Genomic DNA, 22,396 nt, shown 5'->3' on the forward strand with positions numbered 1-22,396 from the left:
GTGTGTGGTCCTCCGGTGTGCTGTTTCGCGCAAAGGCTACCGGGCACGCCCTACTTGATCCGCCCGCAATCGGCAGCTGATACCCGACCGGTATCGCAATGTGCAGGTATGGAGGTCGGGAGTGATCCTCGTCACTGCCTGTCGCCCAGCACCGCCTGCATCACGGCCTTGGCGATCGGGGCGGCGAGGCCGCCGCCCGAGATGTCGTCACGGCGGGCGTTGCTGTCCTCGACGACCACCGCGACGGCGACCGGCGAGCCGTTGTCCGTCTTGGCGTACGAGATGAACCAGGCGTACGGGTTCTTGCTGTTGTTCTCACCGTGCTGCGCCGTACCGGTCTTTCCGCCGACCTTCACGCCGTCGATGGCCGCGTTGCCGCCGGTGCCGTTCTCGACGACGTTCTCCATCATCTGCTGGAGCAGCTGGGCGTTCTCCGCGGAGATCGGCCGGCTCATCTCCTCAGGGTCGTTCTGCTGGATGACGTCCAGGTCGGGGGAGACCAGCTTGTCGACCATGTACGGCTTCATCAGCCTGCCGTCGTTGGCGATCGCCGCGGTGACCATCGCCATCTGGAGCGGGGTGGCGGCGGTGTTGAACTGGCCGATGGAGGACTGCGCGTTGCCGTCCCGGCTCATCTTCTTGTCGTAGACGGAGGCGGCGGCACGGATCGGGGTGTCGATCTCCGTGTTGTTGAAGCCGAACTTCTCCGCCATCTCGACCATCTTGTCGCGGCTCACGTCATCGCCCAGCTTGGCGAAGACGGAGTTGCAGGAGACCTCCATGGCCCTGTTCAAAGTGGCGTTCTCGCAGCCGCTGGCGTGGTTGACCATGGGGGTGCGGGTGCCGGGGAGGATGTACGGCTCGGGGGTGTCCGTGGGCGCGTTGATGTCCTTGACCGCACCGTGTTCGAGTGCGGCGGCGGCCGTGAGCACCTTGAACGTGGAGCCCGGAGGGTACGTCTCGCGCAGCGCGCGGTTGAGCATCGGCTTGTCAGGATCGTTGGTCAGCGCCGTCCACGCCTTCCCGTCCTTCTCCAGACGGCCGGCGAAGGAGGAGGGGTCGTACGACGGGGTGGAGGCGAGGGCGAGGATCTTGCCGGTCTTCGGGTCGATCGCCGCGACGGCCCCCTTCTTGTCGCCGAGTCCCTTGTAGGCCGCTTCCTGAGCCTTCCCGCTGAGGGTGGTGACGGCGTTGCCGCCCTTCTTCTTGTCGCCGGTGAACATCGCCATCGTGCGGTCGAAGAAGAGCTGGTCCGAATTGCCGCTGAGGATGCCGTCCTCGAGCTTCTCGAGCTGGTTGGCGCCGAAGACCTGTGAGGCGTAACCGGTCACGGGAGCCCACATGGGCCCGTTGGTGTAGGTCCGCTTGTACTTGTAGTAGTTGTCGTCCGTCTCGACGGAGCCGGTGATCGACTTGCCGTCGACGATGATGTTGCCGCGTTCGTGCGCGTAGCGCTCGATCTCGACGCGCTTGTTGTACTTGTTCGCGTTGAGCTCGTCGGCCCGGACGTACTGGAGCCAGTTGTCCCGGATCATCAGGGCGAGGACCAGGATTCCGCAGAAGATCGCGATCCGGCGCAGAGGCTTGTTCACGGTCGGACCACCTGGGTCATCTCGGCGTCAGGGGACGGGGCGGGGGAAGGCGCGGGGCGCCGCGCGGTGTCGCTGATACGGATCAGGATGCCGATCAGCGCCCAGTTGGCGATGACGGACGAACCACCGGCCGCGAGGAACGGCATCGTCATACCGGTCAGCGGGATGAGGCCCATCACACCACCCGCGACCACGAAGACCTGGAGTGCGAACGCGCCGGAAAGGCCGATCGCGAAGAGCTTTCCGAACGGGTCGCGCGCGGCGAGGGCGGTGCGGACACCGCGCTCGATGATGAGTCCGTACAGCAGCAGGAACGCCATCACGCCCGCCAGGCCGAGCTCTTCACCGACGGTGGCGAAGATGAAGTCGGAGTTGGCGGCGAATGCGATCAGGTCGGAGTTGCCCTGTCCCCAGCCGGTACCCAGCGTTCCGCCGGCGCCGAACGACATCAGCACCTGGGTCATCTGGTCGCAGGCGTTCAGCATGTTCGAGCCTTCGGGAGCCGTCTCCAGGCATCCGAACGGGTCGAGCCACGCCGCCACACGGGACTGGACATGGCTGGCGAACGAGGAGACGACGACGGCTCCGCCCGCGGACATCAGCAGACCCATGACGATCCAGCTGGTCCGCTCGGTGGCGACGTACAGCATGATCACGAACATGCCGAAGAACAGCAGCGAGGTGCCGAGGTCGTTCTCGAAGACCAGGATCAGCAGGCTCATCGCCCAGATGGTGAGGATCGGGCCGAGGTCACGACCGCGAGGAAGGTAGAGCCCCATGAACCGGCGGCTGGCGAGGGCGAGCGCGTCACGCTTCACCATCAGGTAGCCGGAGAAGAACACCGCGATCACGATCTTCGCGAACTCACCGGGCTGGATGGAGAAGCCGCCCACCCGGATCCAGATCTTGGCACCGAAGACGTCCGCGCCGAGCCCCGGGACGAGCGGCAGCAGCAGCAGGACGATGGAGACCGCCATCGAGATGTACGTGAAGCGCTGCAGGACGCGGTGGTCCTTCATGACCAGCAGCACGCCGACGAACAGCGCGATGCCGAGTGCCGAGTACATCAGCTGGTTCGTCGCCTGTGGGGCGAAGTCGCTGCGCGCGAGCAGCCGGGGAGACTGGTCCAGCCGCCAGATGAGGACCAGGCCGAGACCGTTCAGCAGTGTCGCCAGCGGCAGCATCAGCGGATCGGCGTACCTGGCGAACCGGCGCACCACGAGGTGGGCCACGCCCGCGAGCAGGCCGAGGCCGAGGCCGTAACCGAGGACGCCCGCCGGCAGCTCGCCGTCGAGGGCGAGGCCGACGTTGATGTAGGCGAACACCGGGATGGCCACGGCGAAACCGAGCAGCATCAGCTCGGTGTTCCGCCGGCTCGGTGCGTCGATCGCGCCGATCGTGGTCGTGTTGGTGACAACGCTCATGGTGGAGAAGGCCCCCTACGGACGATTACTGCTTGCCGCAGTTCGAGGCCAGCTTCTGCTCCTCCTCCGAGAGGGTGGGACCCGGGGAGGGAGAGGCTGCGGTCGGCTTGGTCTGTGCGCCCTGGGTGGTGGGCGTCCCGGCGGTGCCGCCGGCCTCGCCCTCGCCCGGAGGCGGGGTGCTCGCGCGATCGGCCGCCTCGCGGCGCTCCTCGTTCTTCTTGCAGGCGCCTGCCTGCTTGGCGAGCTCGTCGATCTTCGCGCGGGCCGTGACGAGGCTGTCCTCGGTGATCGTCGCTTCGACCTGCTTGCGCTGGTAGGGCGGTAGGTACTTGAGTTCGATCTCGGGATGGTCCTTCTCGACCTCCGAGAGCGACAGCCAGGCGAGATCCTGGCTGATACCGCGGTACAGGGCCACGTGCTCGCCCTTGGTGCCGACGTAGTACTGGGTCTGGGTCCAGCGGTAGCCGCCGTACAGACCGCCGCCGACGACCGCCAGGGCGAGAACGGTGTACAGCGAGCGCTTCAGCCACTTGCGTCCGCCGCGCTTGACGAAGTCGTCGTCCGTGTAGGCGCCGAAGCTGCCCTCCGGGGGCATGCCGCCGTAGCCGCCGTCGCCCGATCCGGGCGGGCCGAAACTCCCGCCCGGGGCCTCCGGTGCCGAGGGACGTCCCAGGCCGGCGGCACGGCCGGCCGGCGTCTGCATGGCGCCGCCGTCGTTCAGCTGGTGCTGGTTCTCGGCGACCGCGCCGACGACGACGGGGGTGTCGCTCAGCTGCCCGGCCAGGGTGTCGCCCGAGTCGGTGTCGAGGACGTCGGCGACGATGCAGGTGATGTTGTCGGGACCGCCGCCGCGCAGAGCGAGCTGAATCAGGTCTTGGACCGTCTCCTGCGGGCCCTGGTAGCTGGCGAGCGTCTCCTCCATGGTCTGGTGGGAGACGACGCCGGACAGCCCGTCGGAGCAGATCAGATAGCGGTCACCGGCGCGGACCTCGCGGATGGAGAGATCGGGCTCCACGTGGTCGCCGCTGCCGAGCGCCCGCATCAGCAGAGAGCGCTGCGGGTGGGTGGTGGCTTCCTCTTCGGTGATCCGGCCCTCGTCCACGAGCCGCTGCACCCAGGTGTGGTCCTGTGTGATCTGAGTGAGCACGCCGTCGCGCAGAAGGTACGCGCGGGAGTCGCCGACGTGGACGAGGCCGAGACGCTGGCCGGTCCACAGCAGGGCGGTGAGCGTGGTGCCCATGCCCTCGAGCTGCGGGTCCTCCTCGACCATCATCCGGAGCTGGTCGTTGGCACGCTGAACGGCGGTGCCCAGCGAGGTGAGGATGTCGGAGCCGGGCACGTCGTCGTCGAGGGTGACGAGCGTGGAGATGACCTCGGAGGAGGCGACCTCGCCGGCCGCCTGGCCACCCATGCCGTCGGCGATGGCCAGCAGACGGGGGCCGGCGTAACCGGAGTCCTCGTTGCCCTCGCGGATCATGCCTTTGTGCGATCCGGCGGCGAAACGCAGAGAAAGACTCATGCGCACCTCACCCGTCGGCTCGCCGGTCGACTGTCGCGCCAGCCGGTCTCGAGCCACACTGCCCACCCTCCGGTCGGGAGCCCGTGCCGGTCGCCGGTGGGGACCGCTGCGGCTCGCTCGCTCCGCTCGCTCATTGTCGTACTACTTCCGCAGCTCGATGACGGTCTTGCCGATGCGGATCGGCGCGCCCAGCGGAATCGGTGTCGGGGTGGTGAGTCGGGTCCGGTCGAGATATGTGCCGTTGGTGGACCCGAGATCCTCGACGATCCACTGGCCGTCACGGTCCGGGTAGATCCTGGCATGCCTGCTGGACGCGTAGTCGTCGTCCAGCACGATCGTGGAGTCGTGCGCCCGGCCCAGGGTGATGGTCTGGCCCTGGAGGGCGACGGTGGTGCCGGTGAGTGTGCCTTCGGACACGACCAGCTTCGTCGGCGCTCCGCGCCGCTGGCGGCCGCCGGCCTGTTGGCGCTGCTGCGGCGGCGCCGCGTTCTGGCGCGGCTGCTGCGGACGCGCGTCGGCGCCGCGGCGCGAACCGCGCTGCGTCACCCGCGTACCGAACAGATCGCTGCGAATGACCTGGACGGCCACGATGACGAACAGCCACAGAACGGCCAGGAAACCTAGCCGCATGACCGTCAGGGTCAGCTCTGACATTGCCCCCGCTTCACCCTTCGGCTTGCCGGTAAACGATGGTGGTGCTGCCCACGACGATCCGCGAGCCGTCGCGGAGCGTAGCGCGGGTGGTGTGCTGCCCGTCCACCACGATGCCGTTGGTGGACCCGAGATCCTGGATCGTCGAGGGCGTTCCGGTCCGGATCTCACAGTGCCGGCGCGATACGCCGGGGTCGTCGATCCGCACATCGGCGTCGGTGCTGCGACCCAGCACCAGCGTCGGGCGGGAGATCTGATGGCGTGTGCCATTGATCTCGATCCAGCGTCGTACTTGTGTGTTCGGCATGGCGCCCGGGCCGGCTGCGCGCTGGCCCGCAGCGGGGCCGGGACGCGGACCCGCGGACATGCCGGGAGGTGGTGCGGCCGGCATCGGAGGAGCACTGGCCGGAGGGTAACCGTAGCCGCCGGCGGGGCCGGCCACTGCCTGGGGGCCTCCGGCGGGCCGTCCTCCGGGCGCCTGTGACGTACTCGAAGCCAAAGTGCGGCTGCGTACCCGGTACAGACCCGTGTCGAGGTCGTCCGCCTTCTCCAGGTGGACCTTGATCGGGCCCATGAAGGTGTAGCGCTGCTGCTTGGCGTAGTCACGGACCAGGCCGGAGAGCTCGTCGCCGAGCTGGCCCGAGTACGGGCTCAGGCGCTCGAAGTCGGGCGCGCTGAGCTCGACGATGAAGTCGTTGGGGACGACGGTCCGCTCGCGGTTCCAGATCGTCGCGTTGTTGTCGCACTCCCGCTGGAGGGCGCCCGCGATCTCGACAGGCTGGACCTCGGACTTGAACACCTTGGCGAAGGTGCCGTTGACCAGACCTTCGAGTCGCTGCTCGAAACGCTTCAGGACTCCCATGGGGCACCTCCTCCGTTGCTGTCGTCCTCGTACTGCTTACTGATCGTATCCACGCGTCGGGAAATCGGCTGGTTCCCCTTGTCTACCCCGTCGATGAGTGTCACCTCTCACACCGGATCGTAGAGGCGGCCTCCTGACAGTGTCCCGCACCCGGGATGCATACAGGAGGAGTGGGGGGCGCCGCCGTTCGTTCCCCGACCGCTCGCTTCGTTCCCTGTTCGTTCCCTGGGCCACCCAAACAAACGGATGTGAATCCACCCTGTGCAGCGTGCTAATCTTCTGCATGTCGCCAGGGGGTCGCACCGAACAGGTGAGGCACTCGAGCACAACACCCAATGCGCGGGTGGCGGAATAGGCAGACGCGCTGGATTCAGGTTCCAGTGCCCGAAAGGGCGTGGGGGTTCAACTCCCCCCTCGCGCACAGCGGAGAAGGGTCTCCACCGGACGAAAGTACCGGTGGGGGCCCTTTTCTCATGCCTCGGTGCGGGCTGTGACGCGTGCGTCGATACGCCGGGCTCCATTGATGTTTCACGTGGAACGTCCGCGGCCCGGCAACTGATTCGGATGTCGACTCTCCCTGATGGCTCGGCCTGTACGGGGGTTTTCCACAGGGGCAGACGGCCGTCGGGACCCGGCGGTACCGTCAGGGCACTTGATGTTGATGGCGCACGTCGCCGGGGGAGGCCGCGGGCATGAGCGAAACCATGGCGACGGTGTCGGAGGGGCGGACCGGGTCCGGTGGGGAGAGTCGTGGCCGAGCCACCGGCGGCTCCGGCGGGGTGGCGCGTCCGCGTATCCCCGTGGTGCCGGGCTTCGCGCCGCGCAAGGCGTCGGCCGACGTGACATCTCCGAAGGACGCCGGCAAGGCGCTTCGTAAGAAAGTGCCACGGTCCTCGCACGACGGGCTTCGGTCTCCGTCGGGGCGTCCCGACGCCTTGCAGGCGGTGGAGGAGTCGAGCCGCGGACGTGTGCCGGAGCTCACTCCGATACGGGTGGGACGGATGGCGGCCACCCCGTTCGCCTTCCTGCGGGGCGCGGCGGGCCTGATGGCCCACGATCTGGTGGGAACTCCCGTCACGGGTATCGGCGCACAGATATGTGGTGATGCGCACGCCGCGAACTTCGGCCTCTACGCAGACGCCCGCGGCAGGCTCGTGATGGACCTCAACGACTTCGACGAGACCGTCGTCGGCCCGTGGGAGTGGGACCTCAAGCGACTGGCGGTGTCCCTGGTGCTGGCCGGGCGGGTCGCGGGCGGAAGCGAGGACTCCTGCCGCGCGGCGGCCTTCGACGCCGTGGGTGCCTATCGCCGAACCATGCGGTTGCTGGCCAAGCTGCCGGCCATGGACGCGTGGAACGCCATCGCCGACGAGGAACTCGTCTCGCACACGGACGCGCGGGATCTTCTGGGCACGCTGGAGCGGGTCGCGGCAAAGGCCCGCAACAACACGAGTGCGCGCTTCGCGGCCAGGTCGACCGAGGTCGTAGGAGAGGGCGACGAGGCCGGTGGGCGGCGCTTCGTGGACGCTCCGCCGGTCCTGCGCCGCGTGTCGGACGAGGAGGCGGCAGCGGTCGCGGGCTCGCTCGGGGAGTATCTGACCACCGTCGCGGAAGACCGTCGTCCGCTGCTCGCTCGCTACGCGATCCACGACGTGGCCTTCCGTGTCGTGGGGACCGGGAGCGTAGGGACGCGCTCGTATGTGGTGCTCCTCCTCGACCACCGCGGCGATCCGCTGGTGCTCCAGGTGAAGGAGGCCCGTGCCTCCGCGCTCCTCCCGCACCTGGCGTCCGTCGGCCTCCCGGCGCCGGACCCGGAGCACGAGGGACGCCGGGTGGTGCAGGGACAGAAGCGGATGCAGGTCGTCAGTGACAGCTTGCTGGGCTGGACGACGGTGGAGGGTCGCCCCTTCCAGGTGCGGCAGTTCAGGAACCGCAAGGGCAGTGTCGACCCCGCGGCTCTCACCCCCGACCAGCTCGACGACTACGGCCGGATGACGGGGGCGCTGCTCGCCCGTGCCCACGCCCACAGTGCGGATCCGCGGCTGCTTGCCGGTTACTGCGGCAAGAGCGAGGAGCTCGACGAGGCGGTCGCCGCGTTCGCCGTGACGTACGCGGACCGTACGGAAGCGGACCACGCGGACCTGCTGACGGCCATCAAGAGTGGCCGGACAGCCGCTGAGCTGGGTGTGTGACAACGCGGTCGGCCACGCCCGTAGGCTGGAGCGGTGACTCAGGATGCCGCCGGGGGACCGACGACCCACAACGACGACGACCAGTCCGTGCAGGATGCCGCACAGACTGCCGAGCAGGACCGGCCCGAGGCGCGGCTGGCGAAGGCAGTGGGGGCGGCGGAGCACGCGCTGATCGAGTTCGAGATCGCGGTGGAGACGTTCCGGGTGGAAGTGGAGAACTTCTCGCGGCTGCATCACCAGAAGCTCGGACCGATGTACGCGCGGCTGGACGAGCTCGACGCGCAGATCGCGGAAGCCCGGGCGGCGCGCAGCGGCGATCCGGAGGATCTGAGGAAGGCGCAGGAGGCACGCGCCCTGGTGCTTCCGATGCCCGGCGTCGACGAGCTGTTCCACGGCTGGATGGACTCCGACGGCCTCTCCCCCGAGGCCGCGGCGATGCTCACCGATCAGCCCGTGCAGGCGCCGAAGCGGGTCCGGCCGAGCGAGGAGGCACGCAAGCTCTACCGCGAGCTGGCCCGCAAGGCGCACCCGGACCTGGCGCAGGACGAGACGGAGCGGGCGCGGCGCGACGAGTTCATCGCGCGCGTGAACGCCGCCTACGGTCTCGGGGACGCGGCGAAGCTGAGGGAGCTGGCGGAGGAATGGGCCGCGGGCCCCGCGCCGACCGCCCCGCGGCCCAGTGAGCGCGAGGAGCTCTACGCCCGGCTCGAGTGGCTGGCGCAGCGCAAGGAGCTGCTGACCGTGGTCGCCCGTGAGCTGGAGGAGAGCGCGATCGGCGCGATGCTGCGGATGGCGCCCGACGATCCGGACCGGCTGCTGGAGGAGATCGCCGAGCAGCTTCTGGCGCAGGTGGCCGAGCGTGAGGCCGAGCTGGCCGCGCTCGTGCAGTAGGTTTTCCGGAGCCCTCGGCAGTCGGGATCCCGCACCGGACCGCTGCGGTACGGGGCCGGCACCACACATAAGAGAGAAGGCATCACCCATGAACTTCGCCCCGTTGCCCTCCGTGGAAGCCGCGGCGGTACCGGACGACGCCCTGGTGCTGGACGTCAGGGAGGCCGATGAGTGGGCTGCCGGGCATGTCGAAGGCGCGCTGCACGTGCCGATGAGCGACTTCGTGGCCCGGTTCGGACAGGTGACGGAAGCGCTGGCCGACGGGCGCCGTGCCTTTGTGATGTGCCGGGTCGGTGGTCGCTCCGCGCAGGTCACTCAGTATCTGGTGCAGCAGGGCCTCGACGCGGTGAACATCGACGGGGGCATGCTCGCCTGGGACGGGGCGGGACGCCCCATGGTCACCGAGAACGGCAGCCCCGCCTTCGTGCTCTGACCGCCCGCGGCCCGGCGGACACGCGGTCCGTCGGCGCCGGGGCAGCCTAGTCGAGCAGGTGGGCGGCAAGAAGGTCGCCCAGAGCCTCCTCATGGGCGGCGGCGGGACCGAGTGAGAGCTCGAGCTGCTTTGCCCAGGCGTGGTATCGGTGGAGCGGATAGTCGACGTCGGCGCCGAACCCGCCGTGCAGATGCTGAGCGGTCTGCACCACGCGCCTCACCCCTTCCGACGCCCAGATCTTGGCCACCGCGATGTCCCCCGCGGGTGGCAGCGCTCCGCCGGAGTCGGTGCCGATCCGCCAGGCGGCCTGCCAGAGGGTGGCCTCCATGGCGCGCAGGTCGATGTACCGGTCGGCGGCCTGAACGGCCACGGCCTGGAAAGTGGCCACAGGGAAGCCGAACTGCTCGCGCCTGCCGGTGTATTCACCGGTCATGGCAAGCACGTGCTCCCCGAGACCGAGCGCCAGGGCGCAGGTGCCCGTGGCGAGAAGGCCGCGGAGAAACTCCCATGCCTGCTTGTCGTCGATCAGACGGTGTTCGTCGATCCGCACCCCGTCGAGGCGGACCTCCGCCAGGCGCTCGCCGTTGGTGGAGATCTGCTCGGCCAGGGTGAGGCCGTCGTGGATTCGCGGGACGAGGGCGAGAACCGTACTGCCGCCGCTCGTGTGGGCGGGGACGGCGACAAGGTCCGCGCACTGTGCCCAGGGCACCGTGGTCTGCGCCCCGTCGAGGATCCAGCCGCCCGCCGGCCCGGCCTCACGGTGTGCGGTGACGGCGAGTTCGGCGGCATCGTGGCCGGTGCGGCCGCTGGCTCCGGCCGTGAGTACCAGGCCGCCGCTTCCGACGCGGGGCAGAACCTCTTCGCAGAGCTCGGCACTGCCGTGGCGCTCCACGGCCATGGCGACGGCGCTCGTCTCCAGCAGCGGCACGCGTGCCAGTACCTTGGCCGACTCGCGCAGTACCAGGCAGAGCGCGATGGGGTCGAGACCGGCGCCGTCGTGCTCCGGCGACAGCATCAGCCCCAGCAGACCGGAATCGGCAAGCTGTGCCCACAGCCCACGGTCGAAGTCCTCGGCGACCGCACCGGCGGTCATCGCGGGGCTCGGTACCGCGTCCGGCGCCACTGCCGAGAACACGGCCTTCGCCGCCTCCGCCGCCGCCAGGTGTTCCTCGGTGAAGGTGAAGTCCACTGCCCGCTCCTTCCAACGACCCGCCGTATCTGACGGATCGTCAAGATAGGTCAGGCCGGGCGGGAAGGGAATGGGCGCGGGGCCCGGGAGGACCCTGAGGACCCTGTCGGTCGAGGGGGGCGTGGCGGGCGTGGTCATCGCGGCGCGAGTCGGCGCGGAACCGGGGTCGACGTCGAAGATTTCCTTGGTGTCGCTGCGGCCGGTGCCCAGTGTCTTGGTGGCGTTGTACAGACGGAGGCCGTGGCCGACCCGGCCCGAACCCCCGACCGACCGGTCGTTCGATTCATCGGCTTCAATGGTCGGGCGATGGCCCGTAGGGTGTCACCCCTGTGGATGACCGAGGTGACCGGCGGGGATCGGGGCGGGGATGGACTCCTACCAGGACGAGGAAGGCAAAGGCACCGGTTTTCCGGGTGCCGAATCGCCTCCGCTTCCCCTCGCCCGACAGCCGGAAGGCGGCCGTCCGGACGATCGCCACGAGAGCTGGCCGATAGCCCGGCTCCAGCCTCCTCCCTACATCACCGCAGGCCACGTGCATGTTCCCCCTCCCGCAGGCCCCGTGGACCCTCCCGGTCCGCAGGATCCTGCCGACTCCTCCGGTGCCGACCCGGCTCCGTCCGGGCCGGTCGGCTCCGGCCGAGGAATGGTCGGGCTGTCCCTCCCGTACCAGGTGGCGGCAGCCCTCTCGCTCGCGCTGATCGCGGCGGTGGCCTGCACCCACCTGGCGATGGTCTTCCTCCACGTGGCCCCGTCCAACACCGTGACGAAGCAGCACGGCGAACTGGTGGACTTCTGGGTCTATCCCGAGTTCGAGCAGAACTGGAAACTCTTCGCCCCAAACCCGCTTCAGCAGAACATCGCCGTTCAGGTGCGTGCCCAGTACACGGCCGACGACGGCAGTCGCCGCACCAGCGACTGGATCGATCTGTCAGCGGAGGACGGTGCGGAGATCCGCGGCAACCCGCTTCCCAGCCACGTCCACCAGAACCAGCTCCGCCGGGCCTGGGACTTCTACGTGGGCTCCCACGACACCGGTGACAGTCCCAACGGCCTCCGCGGCCGGCTCTCGGAGAGCTACATCCGCCGCATCGTCATGCTGCGCCTCGAGCCGCACGACCTCGGGGGTCGCGTCGAACGCATCCAGCTCCGCGCCTCGACGATATTGATCGAAGCCCCTCGGTGGAGCGACGAGAAGATCGACACCCGGCCCGTCCACCGGGAGCTCCCGTGGTGGACGGTCACCCCGGCGGATCTGCCCGGAGGCGCCGAGAACAAGGAGCGCGCCACCGGCGGGACGGAGGCGGCGCGGTGAAGCAGGCCCAGGAGCGCAGGCTCGCCCGCGCCGTTCAGCGCGTCACCGCTACGGCACTCGGCCCGTACCAGAGCGCCGTCGTCCGGATCGGGTTCGGTGCGACGTGGCTGCTGTTCCTGCTGACCGAGTTCCCTCACCGGCACGACCTCTACGGACCCGACGGTCCGTGGAGCTGGGAAATGGGCAAGGAGCTGATCGCGGACAACGACGCGTTCAGCGCGCTCCTGTGGTCCGACAGCGCCCTGTGGTTCGAACTCGTCTACGGCGTCGGTGTGCTGTCCAGCCTGCTCATGGTGCTCGGCTGGCGTACCCGCGCCGTGTCCGTTCTGTTCATGATCGGTGTGCTGTCCCTGCAGAACCGGTCGATCTTCGTGGGCGACGGCGGCGACAACGTCGTTCACCTCATGGCCGTCTACCTGGTGATGACGCGCTGCGCGCAGGTCTGGTCCCTGGACGCGCGGCGTGCGGCACGCCCTTCCGCGAGGGACCGTACGGGCCCGGTCCTGTGGTCCGTGCTGGGCGCCATGCTCTTCGTGGAAACGATCGTGGGCAGAGCCGGCGGGGAATCATGGATCATGGTTCTGTGGTGGGGCGTGTGGACGGCACAGGGCCTGTGGTGGGCCCTGAACCGCTACGCGCCGGACAGCGAGCCCCGCACTTTGCTGGACGTCCTGGCCAACCTCGTGCACAACGCCGCACTCGCCGTGATCATGGCCGAGGTCTGCGTGATCTACGCGACCGCCGGCTGGTACAAGATCCAGGGTTCACGCTGGCAGGACGGCACCGCCCTGTACTACCCGCTCAAGCTGGACTACTTCGCTCCCTGGCCGGCGCTCTCCGGGCTCCTCGCGTCCGGCGGGGTGGTGGTCATGTTGCTCACCTACGGCACCGTCATCGTGCAGGTGGCCTTCCCCTTCACCCTGTTCAACCGGCGCGTCAAGAACGTGCTGTTGGTGATCATGATGCTCGAGCACGCCGGCATCGCCGTACTGCTCGGGCTGCCGTTCTTCTCACTGGCGATGATCGCGGCTGATGCCGTTTTCCTGCCGACCGGCTTCCTGGTCGGCCTGGGTGCCGTGGTGGTGCGCAGACGGGACCGGCTGCTGGCCGGCAGCGCCATTCCGTCCCAGCTGCGGCGCAGAAGCGAGGAACAGCCCCGTACGCTCGTCGGGTGAGCACCACCGAAGAACCGCTGCAGTACGACGAGGGCTACGCCCCCGAGATCGGCGTCGGCCCCCACCCGCTGCCCTGGCCGCAGGACGAGCGCTACGACCCCGAGCTGCTGGCCGCGGGCGACCGGCGCAACGTCGTGGACCGGTATCGCTACTGGACACGCGAGGCGATCGTCGCCGACCTGGACACCCGCAGGCACGGGTTCCATGTGGCCGTGGAGAACTGGGGCCACGACTTCAACATCGGCTCAGTGGTGCGCACTGCCAACGCGTTCCTGGCCAGGGAGATCCACATCGTCGGACGCCGGCGCTGGAACAGGCGCGGCGCGATGGTCACCGACCGGTACCAGCATGTGCGGCATCATCCGGACACGGCCTCGCTGACCGAGTGGGCGACCGCCGAGGACCTGCCGATCATCGGGATCGACAATCTGCCGGGGGCCGTGCCGATCGAGCGGACGGAGCTGCCGCGCCGGTGCGTGCTTCTCTTCGGTCAGGAGGGCCCCGGACTCACCGAGGAGGCCCGCAAGCACGCGTCCGTGGTGTGCTCGATCGCGCAGTTCGGCTCGACGCGGTCCATCAACGCGGGCGCGGCGGCGGCCATCGCGATGCATGCCTGGGTGCAGCGGTACGCCGACGTGCCGGCTCCGCGAGAATGAGCGCGGCTTCCGTCTGAGAACCCGGAGCGAGGACTCAGGGCGTCAGGGCGACCTGTCCGCCGGACCGGCCTGTGTGGTGGAGCACTGCCCCGCCCTGGGGGACTGCGGAGGCGCGTGCCCCGCAGTCCCCCGCGTGTCAGGCCTGGCGGCGGACCTCCACCACACGGAAGCGGTTGGCGACGAACGCGGCGTCGCACAGGGCCGCGTTCGCGGCGGGGTTGCCGCCGGAGCCGTGGAAGTCGGAGAAAGCGGCGGTCTGGTTGACGTACACCCCGCCGGTCAGGTTCAACGAGAGCTGCGCCGACTCCTCCAAACAGACGTCCTCGATCGCGCGCTCCGTCTCCGCGGACGTCGTGTACGCCCCGACCGTCATCGCACCCTTCTCGCGGACCGTGCGGCGCAGAAGGTCCAGGGCGTCGGCCGTGGAGTCCACGGCCACCACGAAGGAGACCGGGCCGAAGCACTCGGAGAGATACGCGGGCTCGTTGTCCGCGGACTCCCAGTACTTACGGGCGCCGTCGAGCTTGACGATCACCGGGGTCCGTACCGTCGCGCCCGGGAAGTCGGGGTTGGGAACCTCGCGCGACTCGAGAGCCACCTCGCCCAGGTCGGCCGCCGCCTCGAGCCGCGCCTTCACATCGGGGTTGACCAGGGCGCCCAGCAGCGCGTTCGCCCGGGCGTCGTCGCCGAGCAGACCGCCCACGGCGGCCGCCAGGTCGGAGGCGACCTCTTCGTAGCTCTTGGGGCCCGACTCGGTGGCGATGCCGTCCCTCGGGATCAGGACGTTCTGCGGGGTGGTGCACATCTGGCCGCTGTACAGCGACAGCGAGAAGGCCAGGTTGGACAGCATTCCCTTGTAGTCGTCGGTGGAGTCGATGACGATAGTGTTGACGCCGGCCTTCTCCGTGTAGACCTGCGCCTGACGGGCGTTGGCCTCCAGCCAGTCGCCGAAGGCGGTGGAGCCCGTGTAGTCGATGATCTTGATTTCGGGGCGCGTCGCGAGGGTCTTCGCGATGCCCTCGTCCGGACGATCGACGGCGAGGCAGACCAGGTTCGGGTCGAAGCCGGCCTCCGCGAGCACCTCGCGGGCCACCTTCACGGTGAGGGCCAGCGGGAGCACGGCACGGGGATGAGGCTTCACCAAGACCGGGTTGCCCGTGGCCAGGGAGGCGAAGAGGCCCGGGTAGCCGTTCCACGTCGGGAAGGTGTTGCAGCCGATCACCAGCGCGATGCCGCGTCCGGCGGTCGTGAACGTCTTCCGAAGCTGCAACGGGTCGCGCTTGCCCTGGGGCTTGGACCAGTCCGCGGCGGCGGGGGTGCGGGTCTGCTCCGCGTACGCGTAGGCCACGGCCTCGAGGCCGCGGTCCTGGGCGTGCGGGCCGCCGGCCTGGAACGCCATCATGAAGGCCTGTCCGCTGGTGTGCATCACCGCGTGCGCGAACTCATGGGTGCGGGCGCTGATCCGGGAGAGGATCTCCAGGCAGACGAGGGCTCGCTTCTCGGGGCCGGCCTCGCGCCAGCCCGCCATCCCGGCGCGCATCGCGGGGAGCAGCACATCCAGGTCCGGGTGCGGATATTCGATGCCCAGCTCCGGTCCGTACGGAGAGACCTCACTGCCGGTCCAGCCGTCGGTGCCCGGCTGGTCCAGGTCGAAACGGGAGCCCCGAAGCGCCTCGAAGGCGGCCAGGCCGTCGGCGGGTGCGCTTTCGCCGTAGGCCTTGGGGTGCTCGGGGTGCGGAGACCAGTACGCCCGCGTGCGGATCGCCTCGAGGGCCTGGTCGAGCGTGGGCCGGTGGGTCTCGGTCAGCTGCATGCGGACCAACTCCTCGTCGAGCTGGGCAGGGGAGTGATGACAGAGTTAGAGTAACCGAACGATCGGTCGGTACAAGGGGGCCTGTCGAACCTGTGGACAACTCATCGGGGAGGATCGCCTCCATGACCGCCATCGACTCCACGACCGCAATCGGCACGAACCGCACCGTCGCCGTCGTCGGCACCGGAACCATGGGCCAGGGGATCGCGCAGGTGGCCCTGGTCGCAGGCCATCCCGTTCGCCTCCATGACGCCGTTCCCGGCCGGGCCCAGGAGGCCGCGGAGACGATCGGCGGGCGCCTGGACCGGCTCGTCGAGAAGGGGCGGATGACGCCCGCGGAGCGGGACGACGCCCGCGGCCGGCTGCTCCCCGCCACGGACATCTCGGAGCTCGCCGACGCGGCACTCGTCGTCGAGGCCGTACTGGAACAGCTCCCGGTGAAGCAGGAACTGTTCACGGCGCTGGAGAAGACCGTCGCCGACGACTGCCTCCTCGCCACCAACACCTCTTCTCTCTCCGTCACGGCCGTCGCCGGCATGCTGCGCAGGCCCGGCCGCTTCGTCGGCCTGCACTTCTTCAACCCGGCGCCTCTCCTCCCCCTCGTCGAGGTCGTCAGCGGCCACGCCACCGACGAGGCGGCGGCCGAACGGGCCCTGGCCACCGTCACCGCCTGGGGCAAGACTCCCGTGCGCTGCGCGGACACGCCCGGCTTTATCGTCAACCGCATCGCGCGCCCCTTCTATGCGGAGGCGTTCGCGGTCCACGAGGAGCGTGGCGCCGACCCGGCGACCATCGACGCGGTGCTGCGCGAGTGCGGCGGTTTCCGGATGGGGGCGTTCGAGCTGACCGATCTGATCGGCCAGGACGTCAATGAAGCGGTCACCCGTTCCGTCTGGGACTCCTTCTTCCAGAGCCCGAAGTTCACGCCGTCACTGGCGCAGCGCCGGCTCGTCGAGTCGGGCCGCCAGGGCCGCAAGTCCGGGCACGGCTGGTTCTCGTACGCACAAGGCGCCGAGCGCCCCCGGCCGCAGACTCAGCCGCCCGCCGCGGCTCCCACGAGCGTGGTCGTGCAAGGCGATCTCGGACCCGCGGAGCCATTGGCGGAACTTGTCGAGCGGGCCGGCATCACCGTCCACCGCAGGGAGGGCGACGGCTGCATATCCCTCCCTGGCGGCGCGGAACTCGGTCTGGTGGACGGGGAGACGTCGTTCGAGTTCGACGACGGGATCGTGTACTTCGACCTCGCCCTGGACTACGAGAAGGCGACGCGCATCGCCCTTTCCACGTCCGAGAGCACGCTCAGGAACATGCCCGGCGCGGTGGAGGAGGCCGTCGGCCTCTTCCAGGCCATCGGCAAGGAAGTCTCGCTGATCGGGGACGTACCGGGCATGATCGTCGCCCGTACGGTGGCGATGCTGGCGGACTTGGCAGCCGACGCCGTCGACCGCGGTGTCGCTTCCGGCCCGGACATCGACACCGCGATGAAGCTCGGAGTCAACTACCCGGCCGGACCGCTGGAGTGGGGCGAGAAGCTCGGCTTCGAGCGGGTGCGTGCGCTGCTCGCCGCCCTTCACGAGCGCTACCCCACCGGCCGGTACGCACCGTCCTTGGCCACCGCACGCCGCGCCCACGCCGACAACGACGAGGCGGACGGCCGATGACCACAGCCAGGCGCGACGCGTACACGCCCGAAACGCTGCTGACCGTCGCGGTGCGGATCTTCAACGAGCGTGGCTACGACGGCACTTCCATGGAGCACCTGTCCAAGGCGGCCGGCATCTCCAAATCGTCGATCTACCATCACGTCGCGGGCAAGGAGGAACTGCTGCGCCGGGCCGTCAGTCGGGCGCTGGACTCCTTGTTCGCGATCCTCGACGAGAACGGCGCCCGGCATGGCCGCGCCATCGAGCGGGTGGAGTACGTCACCCGGCGGACGGTCGAGGTGCTGGTGGCCGAACTGCCCTACGTGACACTGCTGCTGCGGGTCAGAGGGAACACGAAGACCGAACGCTGGGCGCTCGAGCGTCGCCGTGAGTTCGACCAGCGCGTCGCGGACCTGCTGAAGGCGGCCGCCGCGGACGGCGACCTGCGGGCCGACGTCGACATCCGGCTGGCGACGCGACTGCTCTTCGGCATGGTGAACTCCCTGGTCGAGTGGTACCGCCCGCACCCGGGCGGCGGCTACGACGCGGACCAGGTGGCGGAGACCGTCGTGCAGATCGCGTTCGACGGGCTGCGCACGGACTCCTGATCCGTCCGGCCGCACGGGGGAGCGGCATCAGAAGGTTTCCCCGGGCCGGCCGTCAGAGCGGATCGGTATCCTGGTCCGCCGCCGCCGCAGAACCGTGGGCCGGGCCCGGGCCGGGATCGAGGTCCGTCTCCTCGAACACCAGCAGCGTCCGGGTCGACAGCACCTCCGGGATGGCCTGGAGCCTGGTCAGGACCAGTTCCCGCAAGGTGCGGTTGTCGGGCGTGTGCACCAGCAGAAGGACGTCGAAGTCCCCGCTGACGAGCGCGATGTGCGCGGCGCCGGGGAGCGCCTGCAGTTGTTCCCTGACCGTCCGCCACGAGTTCTGCACGATCTTGAGGGTGATGTAGGCCGAGGCCCCCTGGCCGGCCCGCTCGTGGTTCACCCGCGCGCTGAACCCGCGGATCACGCCGTCGTCGATCAGCCGGTTGATCCGGGCGTACGCGTTGGCGCGGGACACATGCACCCGGTCGGCGACGGAGCGTATGGAAGCGCGACCGTCCGTCTGGAGCATGCGCAGGATGTCGCGGTCGATGGCGTCCAGTGGGCGCGGCGGCGGGGTCTGCCCTGTGCGGCCCCCACCGTCGGCCATTTGTTCAGCTGCCACGTCCCCCCGCCTTCCTAGCTTGGACGACCTGTCTCCATCTCATGCTGTGGAGAACCGTTTGTCCACAGGCTGCCCGCGCCTGTAGCCAAAATGCGTCCACGACCGAACAATCGGTAGGTGAGGCGCGCCACACACACGTGCGCCGCCGACCCGTGTTCTTCATCGCTTTCGTCGTCGCTCCCACGAGGAGGTGCTCGCGTTGAGAAAGAGCAGCATGACGGTCCAGGAGCTGCCCGGTTCCGCTGCCGCCGCCTACCGGCCCACACCGCCCCCGGCGTGGCAGCCCCGCACCGACCCTGCGCCGCTGCTCCCCGATCCCGAGCCGTACCGCGTGCTCGGCACGGAAGCCGCTGCCTCCGCCGACCCTGAGCTGCTGCTCCGGCTCTACGCGGAGCTGGTGCGCGGTCGCAGGTACAACACCCAGGCGACCGCGCTCACCAAGCAGGGCAGGCTCGCCGTCTACCCCTCGAGCACCGGGCAGGAGGCCTGCGAGGTCGGTGCCGCGCTCGCGCTCGAGGAGCGTGACTGGCTCTTCCCGAGCTACCGCGACACCCTCGCGGCCGTGGCCCGCGGCCTGGACCCGGTCCAGGCCCTGACACTGCTCCGCGGCGACTGGCACACCGGATACGACCCGCACGAGCACCGCGTCGCGCCGCTGTGCACGCCCCTGGCCACGCAGCTGCCCCACGCGGTGGGACTCGCGCACGCCGCCCGGCTCAAGGGCGACGACGTCGTGGCGCTGGCCATGATCGGAGACGGCGGCACCAGCGAGGGCGACTTCCACGAGGCCCTGAACTTCGCCGCCGTGTGGAACGCCCCGGTGGTCTTCCTCGTACAGAACAACGGCTTCGCGATCTCCGTCCCGCTGGCCAAGCAGACCGCTGCGCCCTCCCTCGCCCACAAGGCCGTCGGTTACGGCATGCCGGGCCGGCTCGTCGACGGCAACGACGCGGTCGCGGTGCACGAAGTGCTCGGCCAGGCCGTTGCCCGCGCCCGTCGCGGTGGCGGACCCACCCTGATCGAGGCGGTCACCTACCGCATGGACGCCCACACCAACGCGGACGACGCCACCCGCTACCGCGCGGACAGCGAGGTCGAGACCTGGCGCGCGCACGACCCGATCCAGCTCCTGGAGCGGGAGCTGACCGAGCGGGGGCTGCTCGACGACGGGACCAGGCAGGCCGCTGCCGAGGCGGCGGAGACCATGGCAGCCGATCTCCGGGAGCGGATGAACACCGACCCGGTGCTGAACCCGATGGATCTTTTCGAGCACGTCTACGCCCGGCAGACCACGCAGCTGCGTGAGCAGGCCGCGCTGCTCCGGGCCGAGCTGGACGCTGAGGAAGAGGCACGATGACCACGGCCGCGGTGAAGCCCGCAACCATGGCCCAGGCCCTGCAGCGCGCGATGCGCGACGCGATGGCCGAGGACCCGACCGTCCATGTCATGGGAGAGGACGTCGGCACGCTCGGCGGTGTCTTCCGGGTCACGGACGGGCTCGCCAAGGAGTTCGGCGAGGACCGGTGCACGGACACCCCGCTGGCCGAGGCGGGCATTCTCGGCACCGCCGTCGGCATGGCGATGTACGGACTGCGGCCGGTCGTGGAAATGCAGTTCGACGCCTTTGCGTACCCGGCGTTCGAGCAGCTCATCAGCCATGTCGCCCGCATGCGCAACCGCACGAAGGGCGGCATGCCCATGCCGATCACCGTGCGGGTGCCGTACGGCGGCGGGATCGGCGGAGTCGAGCACCACAGCGACTCGTCCGAGGCGTACTACATGGCGACCCCGGGCCTGCACGTCGTCACTCCGGCCACGGTCGAGGACGCGTACGGACTGCTCCGTGCCTCCATCGCCTCCGACGACCCCGTCGTCTTCCTCGAGCCCAAGCGGCTGTACTGGTCCAAGGCGGAGTGGTCGCCGGAGGCGCCGGCCGCCGTGGAACCGATCGGGCGTGCCGTGGTGCGCCGCTCCGGGCGCAGCGCCACGCTCATCACCTACGGCCCTTCCGTGCCGGTGTGCATGGAGGCGGCGGAGGCCGCCGCAGCGGAGGGCTGGGACCTGGAGGTCGTCGACCTGCGCTCCCTGGTGCCTTTCGACGACGAGACGGTCTGCGCGTCGGTGCGGCGCACCGGCCGGGCGGTCGTCGTCCATGAGTCGACCGGCTTCGGCGGACCCGGTGGAGAGATCGCGGCCCGGGTGACCGAGCGCTGCTTCCACCACCTGGAGGCGCCGGTGCTCCGGGTCGCCGGTTTCGACATCCCGTACCCGCCGCCGATGCTGGAGCGGCATCATCTGCCGGGAGTGGACCGTGTGCTGGACGCGGTGGCGCGGTTGCAGTGGGAGGCGGCGAGCTGATGGCCCAGGTGCTCGAATTCAAGCTTCCCGATCTCGGGGAAGGGCTCACCGAGGCGGAGATCGTCCGCTGGCTGGTGTCGGTCGGCGACGTGGTCGCGATCGACCAGCCTGTGGTCGAGGTCGAGACGGCCAAGGCCATGGTGGAAGTGCCCTGCCCGTACGGCGGCGTAGTGACCGCTCGCTTCGGCGAGGAAGGCACGGAGCTGCCCGTCGGCGCACCGCTGATCACCGTGGCGGTAGGGGCGACGGAGACCCCCGGCGCGGACGCCTCCGCCGCCGGTTCAGGTGCGGCGCCCGCGCGTGTGGAACCCTCCCCGTCGTCCGGAGACGGCGCGGAGTCGTCCGGCAACGTCCTGGTCGGGTACGGGACCGGCGCTCCTGCCGCGCGGCGACGCCGTATCCGGCCAACGGCTCCGGCTGCCTCCGTCGGAGAACGGACGCACGGGCCCGGCCGGACCGCGGGAGACACGGCAGCGCCGGCTCAGGTCCGGTCGTCCGCCACCTCCCCCACTGCCGGCGGGACGTCCACCGTCGCACCGAGCAAGGTCCACGGCGCCGCGGCCGTGGCGCAGGACGGTCCGGTGGCCGTCATCTCCCCCTTGGTCCGCAAGCTCGCACGCGAGCACGACGTCGATCTGCGGGCGCTCACCGGCTCGGGCCCCGACGGCCTGATCCTGCGTGCCGACGTCGAGCGGGCGCTCCGTGCTCACGAGACGGTCGCCGCGACACCCGCCGCAGCGGCAGTGGCCGGCAAGGCGCAGGGCGAGCGCGTCCCGCTGCGCGGGGTGCGCGGCGCGGTGGCCGACAAGCTGTCGCGCAGTCGGCGTGAGATCCCGGACGCCACCTGCTGGGTCGATGCGGACGCGACCGAACTGATGGCAGCACGCGCGGCGATGAACGCCGCGGGCGGACCGAAGATCTCGCTGCTGGCGCTGCTGGCCCGCATCTGCACCGCCGCCCTGGAGCGATACCCCGAGCTCAACTCCACGGTTGATATGGACGCCCGGGAGATCGTGCGGCTGCCAGGAGTGCACCTCGGCTTCGCGGCGCAGACCGAGCGCGGACTGGTCGTTCCCGTCGTGAAGGACGCCGACGCGCGCTCGGCGGAGTCGTTGACGGCCGAGTTCGCCAGGCTCACCGAGGCGGCCCGCCAAGGGGCGCTCACCCCTGCGGACCTGACCGGCGGCACCTTCACGCTGAACAACTACGGAGTGTTCGGTGTGGACGGATCCACGCCGATCATCAACCACCCCGAGGCGGCGATGCTCGGCGTCGGCAGGATCGTGCCGAAGCCGTGGGTGCATCAGGGCGAACTGGCCGTCCGGCAGGTCGTCCAGCTCTCGCTCACGTTCGACCACCGGGTCTGCGACGGCGGCACCGCGGGAGGATTCCTGCGCTACGTCGCCGACTGCGTCGAGCACCCCTCGGTGCTTCTGCGCACCCTCTAGGGAGCAGCTTCCGCCGCGGAGGGCCC

General features: G+C 69.8%; 19 protein-coding genes and 1 tRNA gene. 12 read left to right on the plus strand and 8 right to left on the minus strand.

Features of this window, described 5'->3' with window-relative positions; translation table 11 throughout:
* Nucleotides 1–131: 131 nt before the first annotated feature.
* From MDN94_RS08035 to MDN94_RS08055, 5 genes are all read right to left on the minus strand, one after another.
* Complete coding sequence (locus MDN94_RS08035) at nucleotides 132–1,592, minus strand: peptidoglycan D,D-transpeptidase FtsI family protein (protein WP_482725200.1); 1,461 nt, start codon at nucleotides 1,590–1,592, stop codon at nucleotides 132–134.
* The gene (locus MDN94_RS08040; protein WP_159689727.1) at nucleotides 1,589–3,016 is read right to left on the minus strand and encodes an FtsW/RodA/SpoVE family cell cycle protein; all 1,428 of its coding nucleotides are present in this window, start codon (nucleotides 3,014–3,016) and stop codon (nucleotides 1,589–1,591) included. Before MDN94_RS08040 ends, MDN94_RS08035 begins: the two co-directional genes overlap by 4 nt.
* A 25-nt stretch (nucleotides 3,017–3,041) precedes the next feature.
* A complete protein-coding gene (locus tag MDN94_RS08045) occupies nucleotides 3,042–4,535 on the minus strand; it encodes a Stp1/IreP family PP2C-type Ser/Thr phosphatase (RefSeq protein WP_482725201.1) in 1,494 nt (497 codons plus the stop codon).
* Between the two features lie 141 nt (nucleotides 4,536–4,676).
* The gene (locus tag MDN94_RS08050) at nucleotides 4,677–5,189 is read right to left on the minus strand and encodes an FHA domain-containing protein FhaB/FipA (protein ID WP_005314841.1); all 513 of its coding nucleotides are present in this window, start codon (nucleotides 5,187–5,189) and stop codon (nucleotides 4,677–4,679) included.
* A 10-nt stretch (nucleotides 5,190–5,199) separates the two neighbouring features.
* Nucleotides 5,200–6,048 (minus strand): FhaA domain-containing protein, encoded by an 849-nt coding sequence (locus MDN94_RS08055; protein ID WP_482725202.1) that lies wholly within the window; start codon nucleotides 6,046–6,048, stop codon nucleotides 5,200–5,202.
* Between the two features lie 337 nt (nucleotides 6,049–6,385).
* Here MDN94_RS08055 and MDN94_RS08060 point away from each other — a divergent pair.
* The 4 genes from MDN94_RS08060 (at nucleotide 6,386) to MDN94_RS08075 (ending at nucleotide 9,564) form a co-directional block, all read left to right on the plus strand.
* A tRNA-Leu gene (locus MDN94_RS08060) sits at nucleotides 6,386–6,469 on the plus strand.
* 271 nt (nucleotides 6,470–6,740) lie between these two features.
* On the plus strand, nucleotides 6,741–8,240 hold the full coding sequence (locus MDN94_RS08065; RefSeq protein ID WP_482725203.1) for a DUF2252 domain-containing protein: 1,500 nt from the start codon (nucleotides 6,741–6,743) through the stop codon (nucleotides 8,238–8,240).
* Nucleotides 8,241–8,273: 33 nt separating this feature from the next.
* Nucleotides 8,274–9,131, plus strand: a complete 858-nt coding sequence (locus MDN94_RS08070) for a hypothetical protein (protein WP_482725204.1) — start codon at nucleotides 8,274–8,276, stop codon at nucleotides 9,129–9,131.
* A gap of 88 nt (nucleotides 9,132–9,219) precedes the next feature.
* Complete coding sequence (locus tag MDN94_RS08075; RefSeq protein WP_482725205.1) at nucleotides 9,220–9,564, plus strand: rhodanese-like domain-containing protein; 345 nt, start codon at nucleotides 9,220–9,222, stop codon at nucleotides 9,562–9,564.
* A gap of 46 nt (nucleotides 9,565–9,610) precedes the next feature.
* On the opposite strand, the gene MDN94_RS08080 is transcribed toward MDN94_RS08075, so the two are convergent.
* A complete protein-coding gene (locus MDN94_RS08080) occupies nucleotides 9,611–10,753 on the minus strand; it encodes an acyl-CoA dehydrogenase family protein (RefSeq protein WP_482725206.1) in 1,143 nt (380 codons plus the stop codon).
* A gap of 367 nt (nucleotides 10,754–11,120) precedes the next feature.
* Here MDN94_RS08080 and MDN94_RS08085 point away from each other — a divergent pair, with 367 nt between their 5' ends.
* Genes MDN94_RS08085 through MDN94_RS08095 form a run of 3 tightly spaced genes read left to right on the plus strand, consistent with a single transcriptional unit; the run spans nucleotide 11,121 to nucleotide 13,896 of the window.
* The gene (locus MDN94_RS08085) at nucleotides 11,121–12,065 is read left to right on the plus strand and encodes a DUF5819 family protein (RefSeq protein WP_482725207.1); all 945 of its coding nucleotides are present in this window, start codon (nucleotides 11,121–11,123) and stop codon (nucleotides 12,063–12,065) included.
* Nucleotides 12,062–13,240, plus strand: coding sequence for an HTTM domain-containing protein (locus tag MDN94_RS08090; RefSeq protein ID WP_482725208.1), 1,179 nt, complete (start codon nucleotides 12,062–12,064; stop codon nucleotides 13,238–13,240). Before MDN94_RS08085 ends, MDN94_RS08090 begins: the two co-directional genes overlap by 4 nt.
* Complete coding sequence (locus MDN94_RS08095) at nucleotides 13,237–13,896, plus strand: TrmH family RNA methyltransferase (RefSeq protein ID WP_482725209.1); 660 nt, start codon at nucleotides 13,237–13,239, stop codon at nucleotides 13,894–13,896. The genes MDN94_RS08090 and MDN94_RS08095 overlap by 4 nt, the downstream gene beginning before the upstream one ends.
* 136 nt (nucleotides 13,897–14,032) lie before the next feature.
* Here MDN94_RS08095 and paaN read toward each other — a convergent pair whose 3' ends face one another.
* Nucleotides 14,033–15,709, minus strand: a complete 1,677-nt coding sequence (paaN, locus tag MDN94_RS08100; RefSeq protein WP_482725210.1) for a phenylacetic acid degradation protein PaaN — start codon at nucleotides 15,707–15,709, stop codon at nucleotides 14,033–14,035.
* 122 nt (nucleotides 15,710–15,831) lie between these two features.
* Between paaN and MDN94_RS08105 the strand changes: the two genes are divergently transcribed.
* On the plus strand, nucleotides 15,832–17,370 hold the full coding sequence (locus MDN94_RS08105; RefSeq protein ID WP_482725211.1) for a 3-hydroxyacyl-CoA dehydrogenase: 1,539 nt from the start codon (nucleotides 15,832–15,834) through the stop codon (nucleotides 17,368–17,370).
* On the plus strand, nucleotides 17,367–17,960 hold the full coding sequence (locus MDN94_RS08110; RefSeq protein WP_482725212.1) for a TetR/AcrR family transcriptional regulator: 594 nt from the start codon (nucleotides 17,367–17,369) through the stop codon (nucleotides 17,958–17,960). The genes MDN94_RS08105 and MDN94_RS08110 overlap by 4 nt, the downstream gene beginning before the upstream one ends.
* Before the next feature lie 52 nt (nucleotides 17,961–18,012).
* Here the strand turns inward: MDN94_RS08110 and MDN94_RS08115 are convergent, their stop codons facing one another.
* Nucleotides 18,013–18,549 carry an Lrp/AsnC family transcriptional regulator gene (locus tag MDN94_RS08115; RefSeq protein ID WP_482727033.1) on the minus strand — a complete coding sequence of 179 codons (537 nt, stop codon included), beginning with the start codon at nucleotides 18,547–18,549 and terminating at the stop codon, nucleotides 18,013–18,015.
* A gap of 229 nt (nucleotides 18,550–18,778) precedes the next feature.
* On the opposite strand from MDN94_RS08115, the gene pdhA reads away from it, so the two are divergent.
* From pdhA to MDN94_RS08130, 3 genes are read left to right on the plus strand one after another with little or no spacing between them, the layout of a single operon-like run.
* Nucleotides 18,779–19,921: a pyruvate dehydrogenase (acetyl-transferring) E1 component subunit alpha gene (pdhA, locus tag MDN94_RS08120; protein WP_482727034.1), complete on the plus strand. Its 1,143-nt coding sequence runs from the start codon at nucleotides 18,779–18,781 to the stop codon at nucleotides 19,919–19,921.
* On the plus strand, nucleotides 19,918–20,922 hold the full coding sequence (locus MDN94_RS08125) for an alpha-ketoacid dehydrogenase subunit beta (protein ID WP_441263382.1): 1,005 nt from the start codon (nucleotides 19,918–19,920) through the stop codon (nucleotides 20,920–20,922). Before pdhA ends, MDN94_RS08125 begins: the two co-directional genes overlap by 4 nt.
* On the plus strand, nucleotides 20,922–22,370 hold the full coding sequence (locus MDN94_RS08130; RefSeq protein WP_482725213.1) for a dihydrolipoamide acetyltransferase family protein: 1,449 nt from the start codon (nucleotides 20,922–20,924) through the stop codon (nucleotides 22,368–22,370). The genes MDN94_RS08125 and MDN94_RS08130 overlap by 1 nt, the downstream gene beginning before the upstream one ends.
* Nucleotides 22,371–22,396 lie beyond the last annotated feature (26 nt).

The organism is Streptomyces sp. WAC00040 (genome assembly GCF_056835925.1).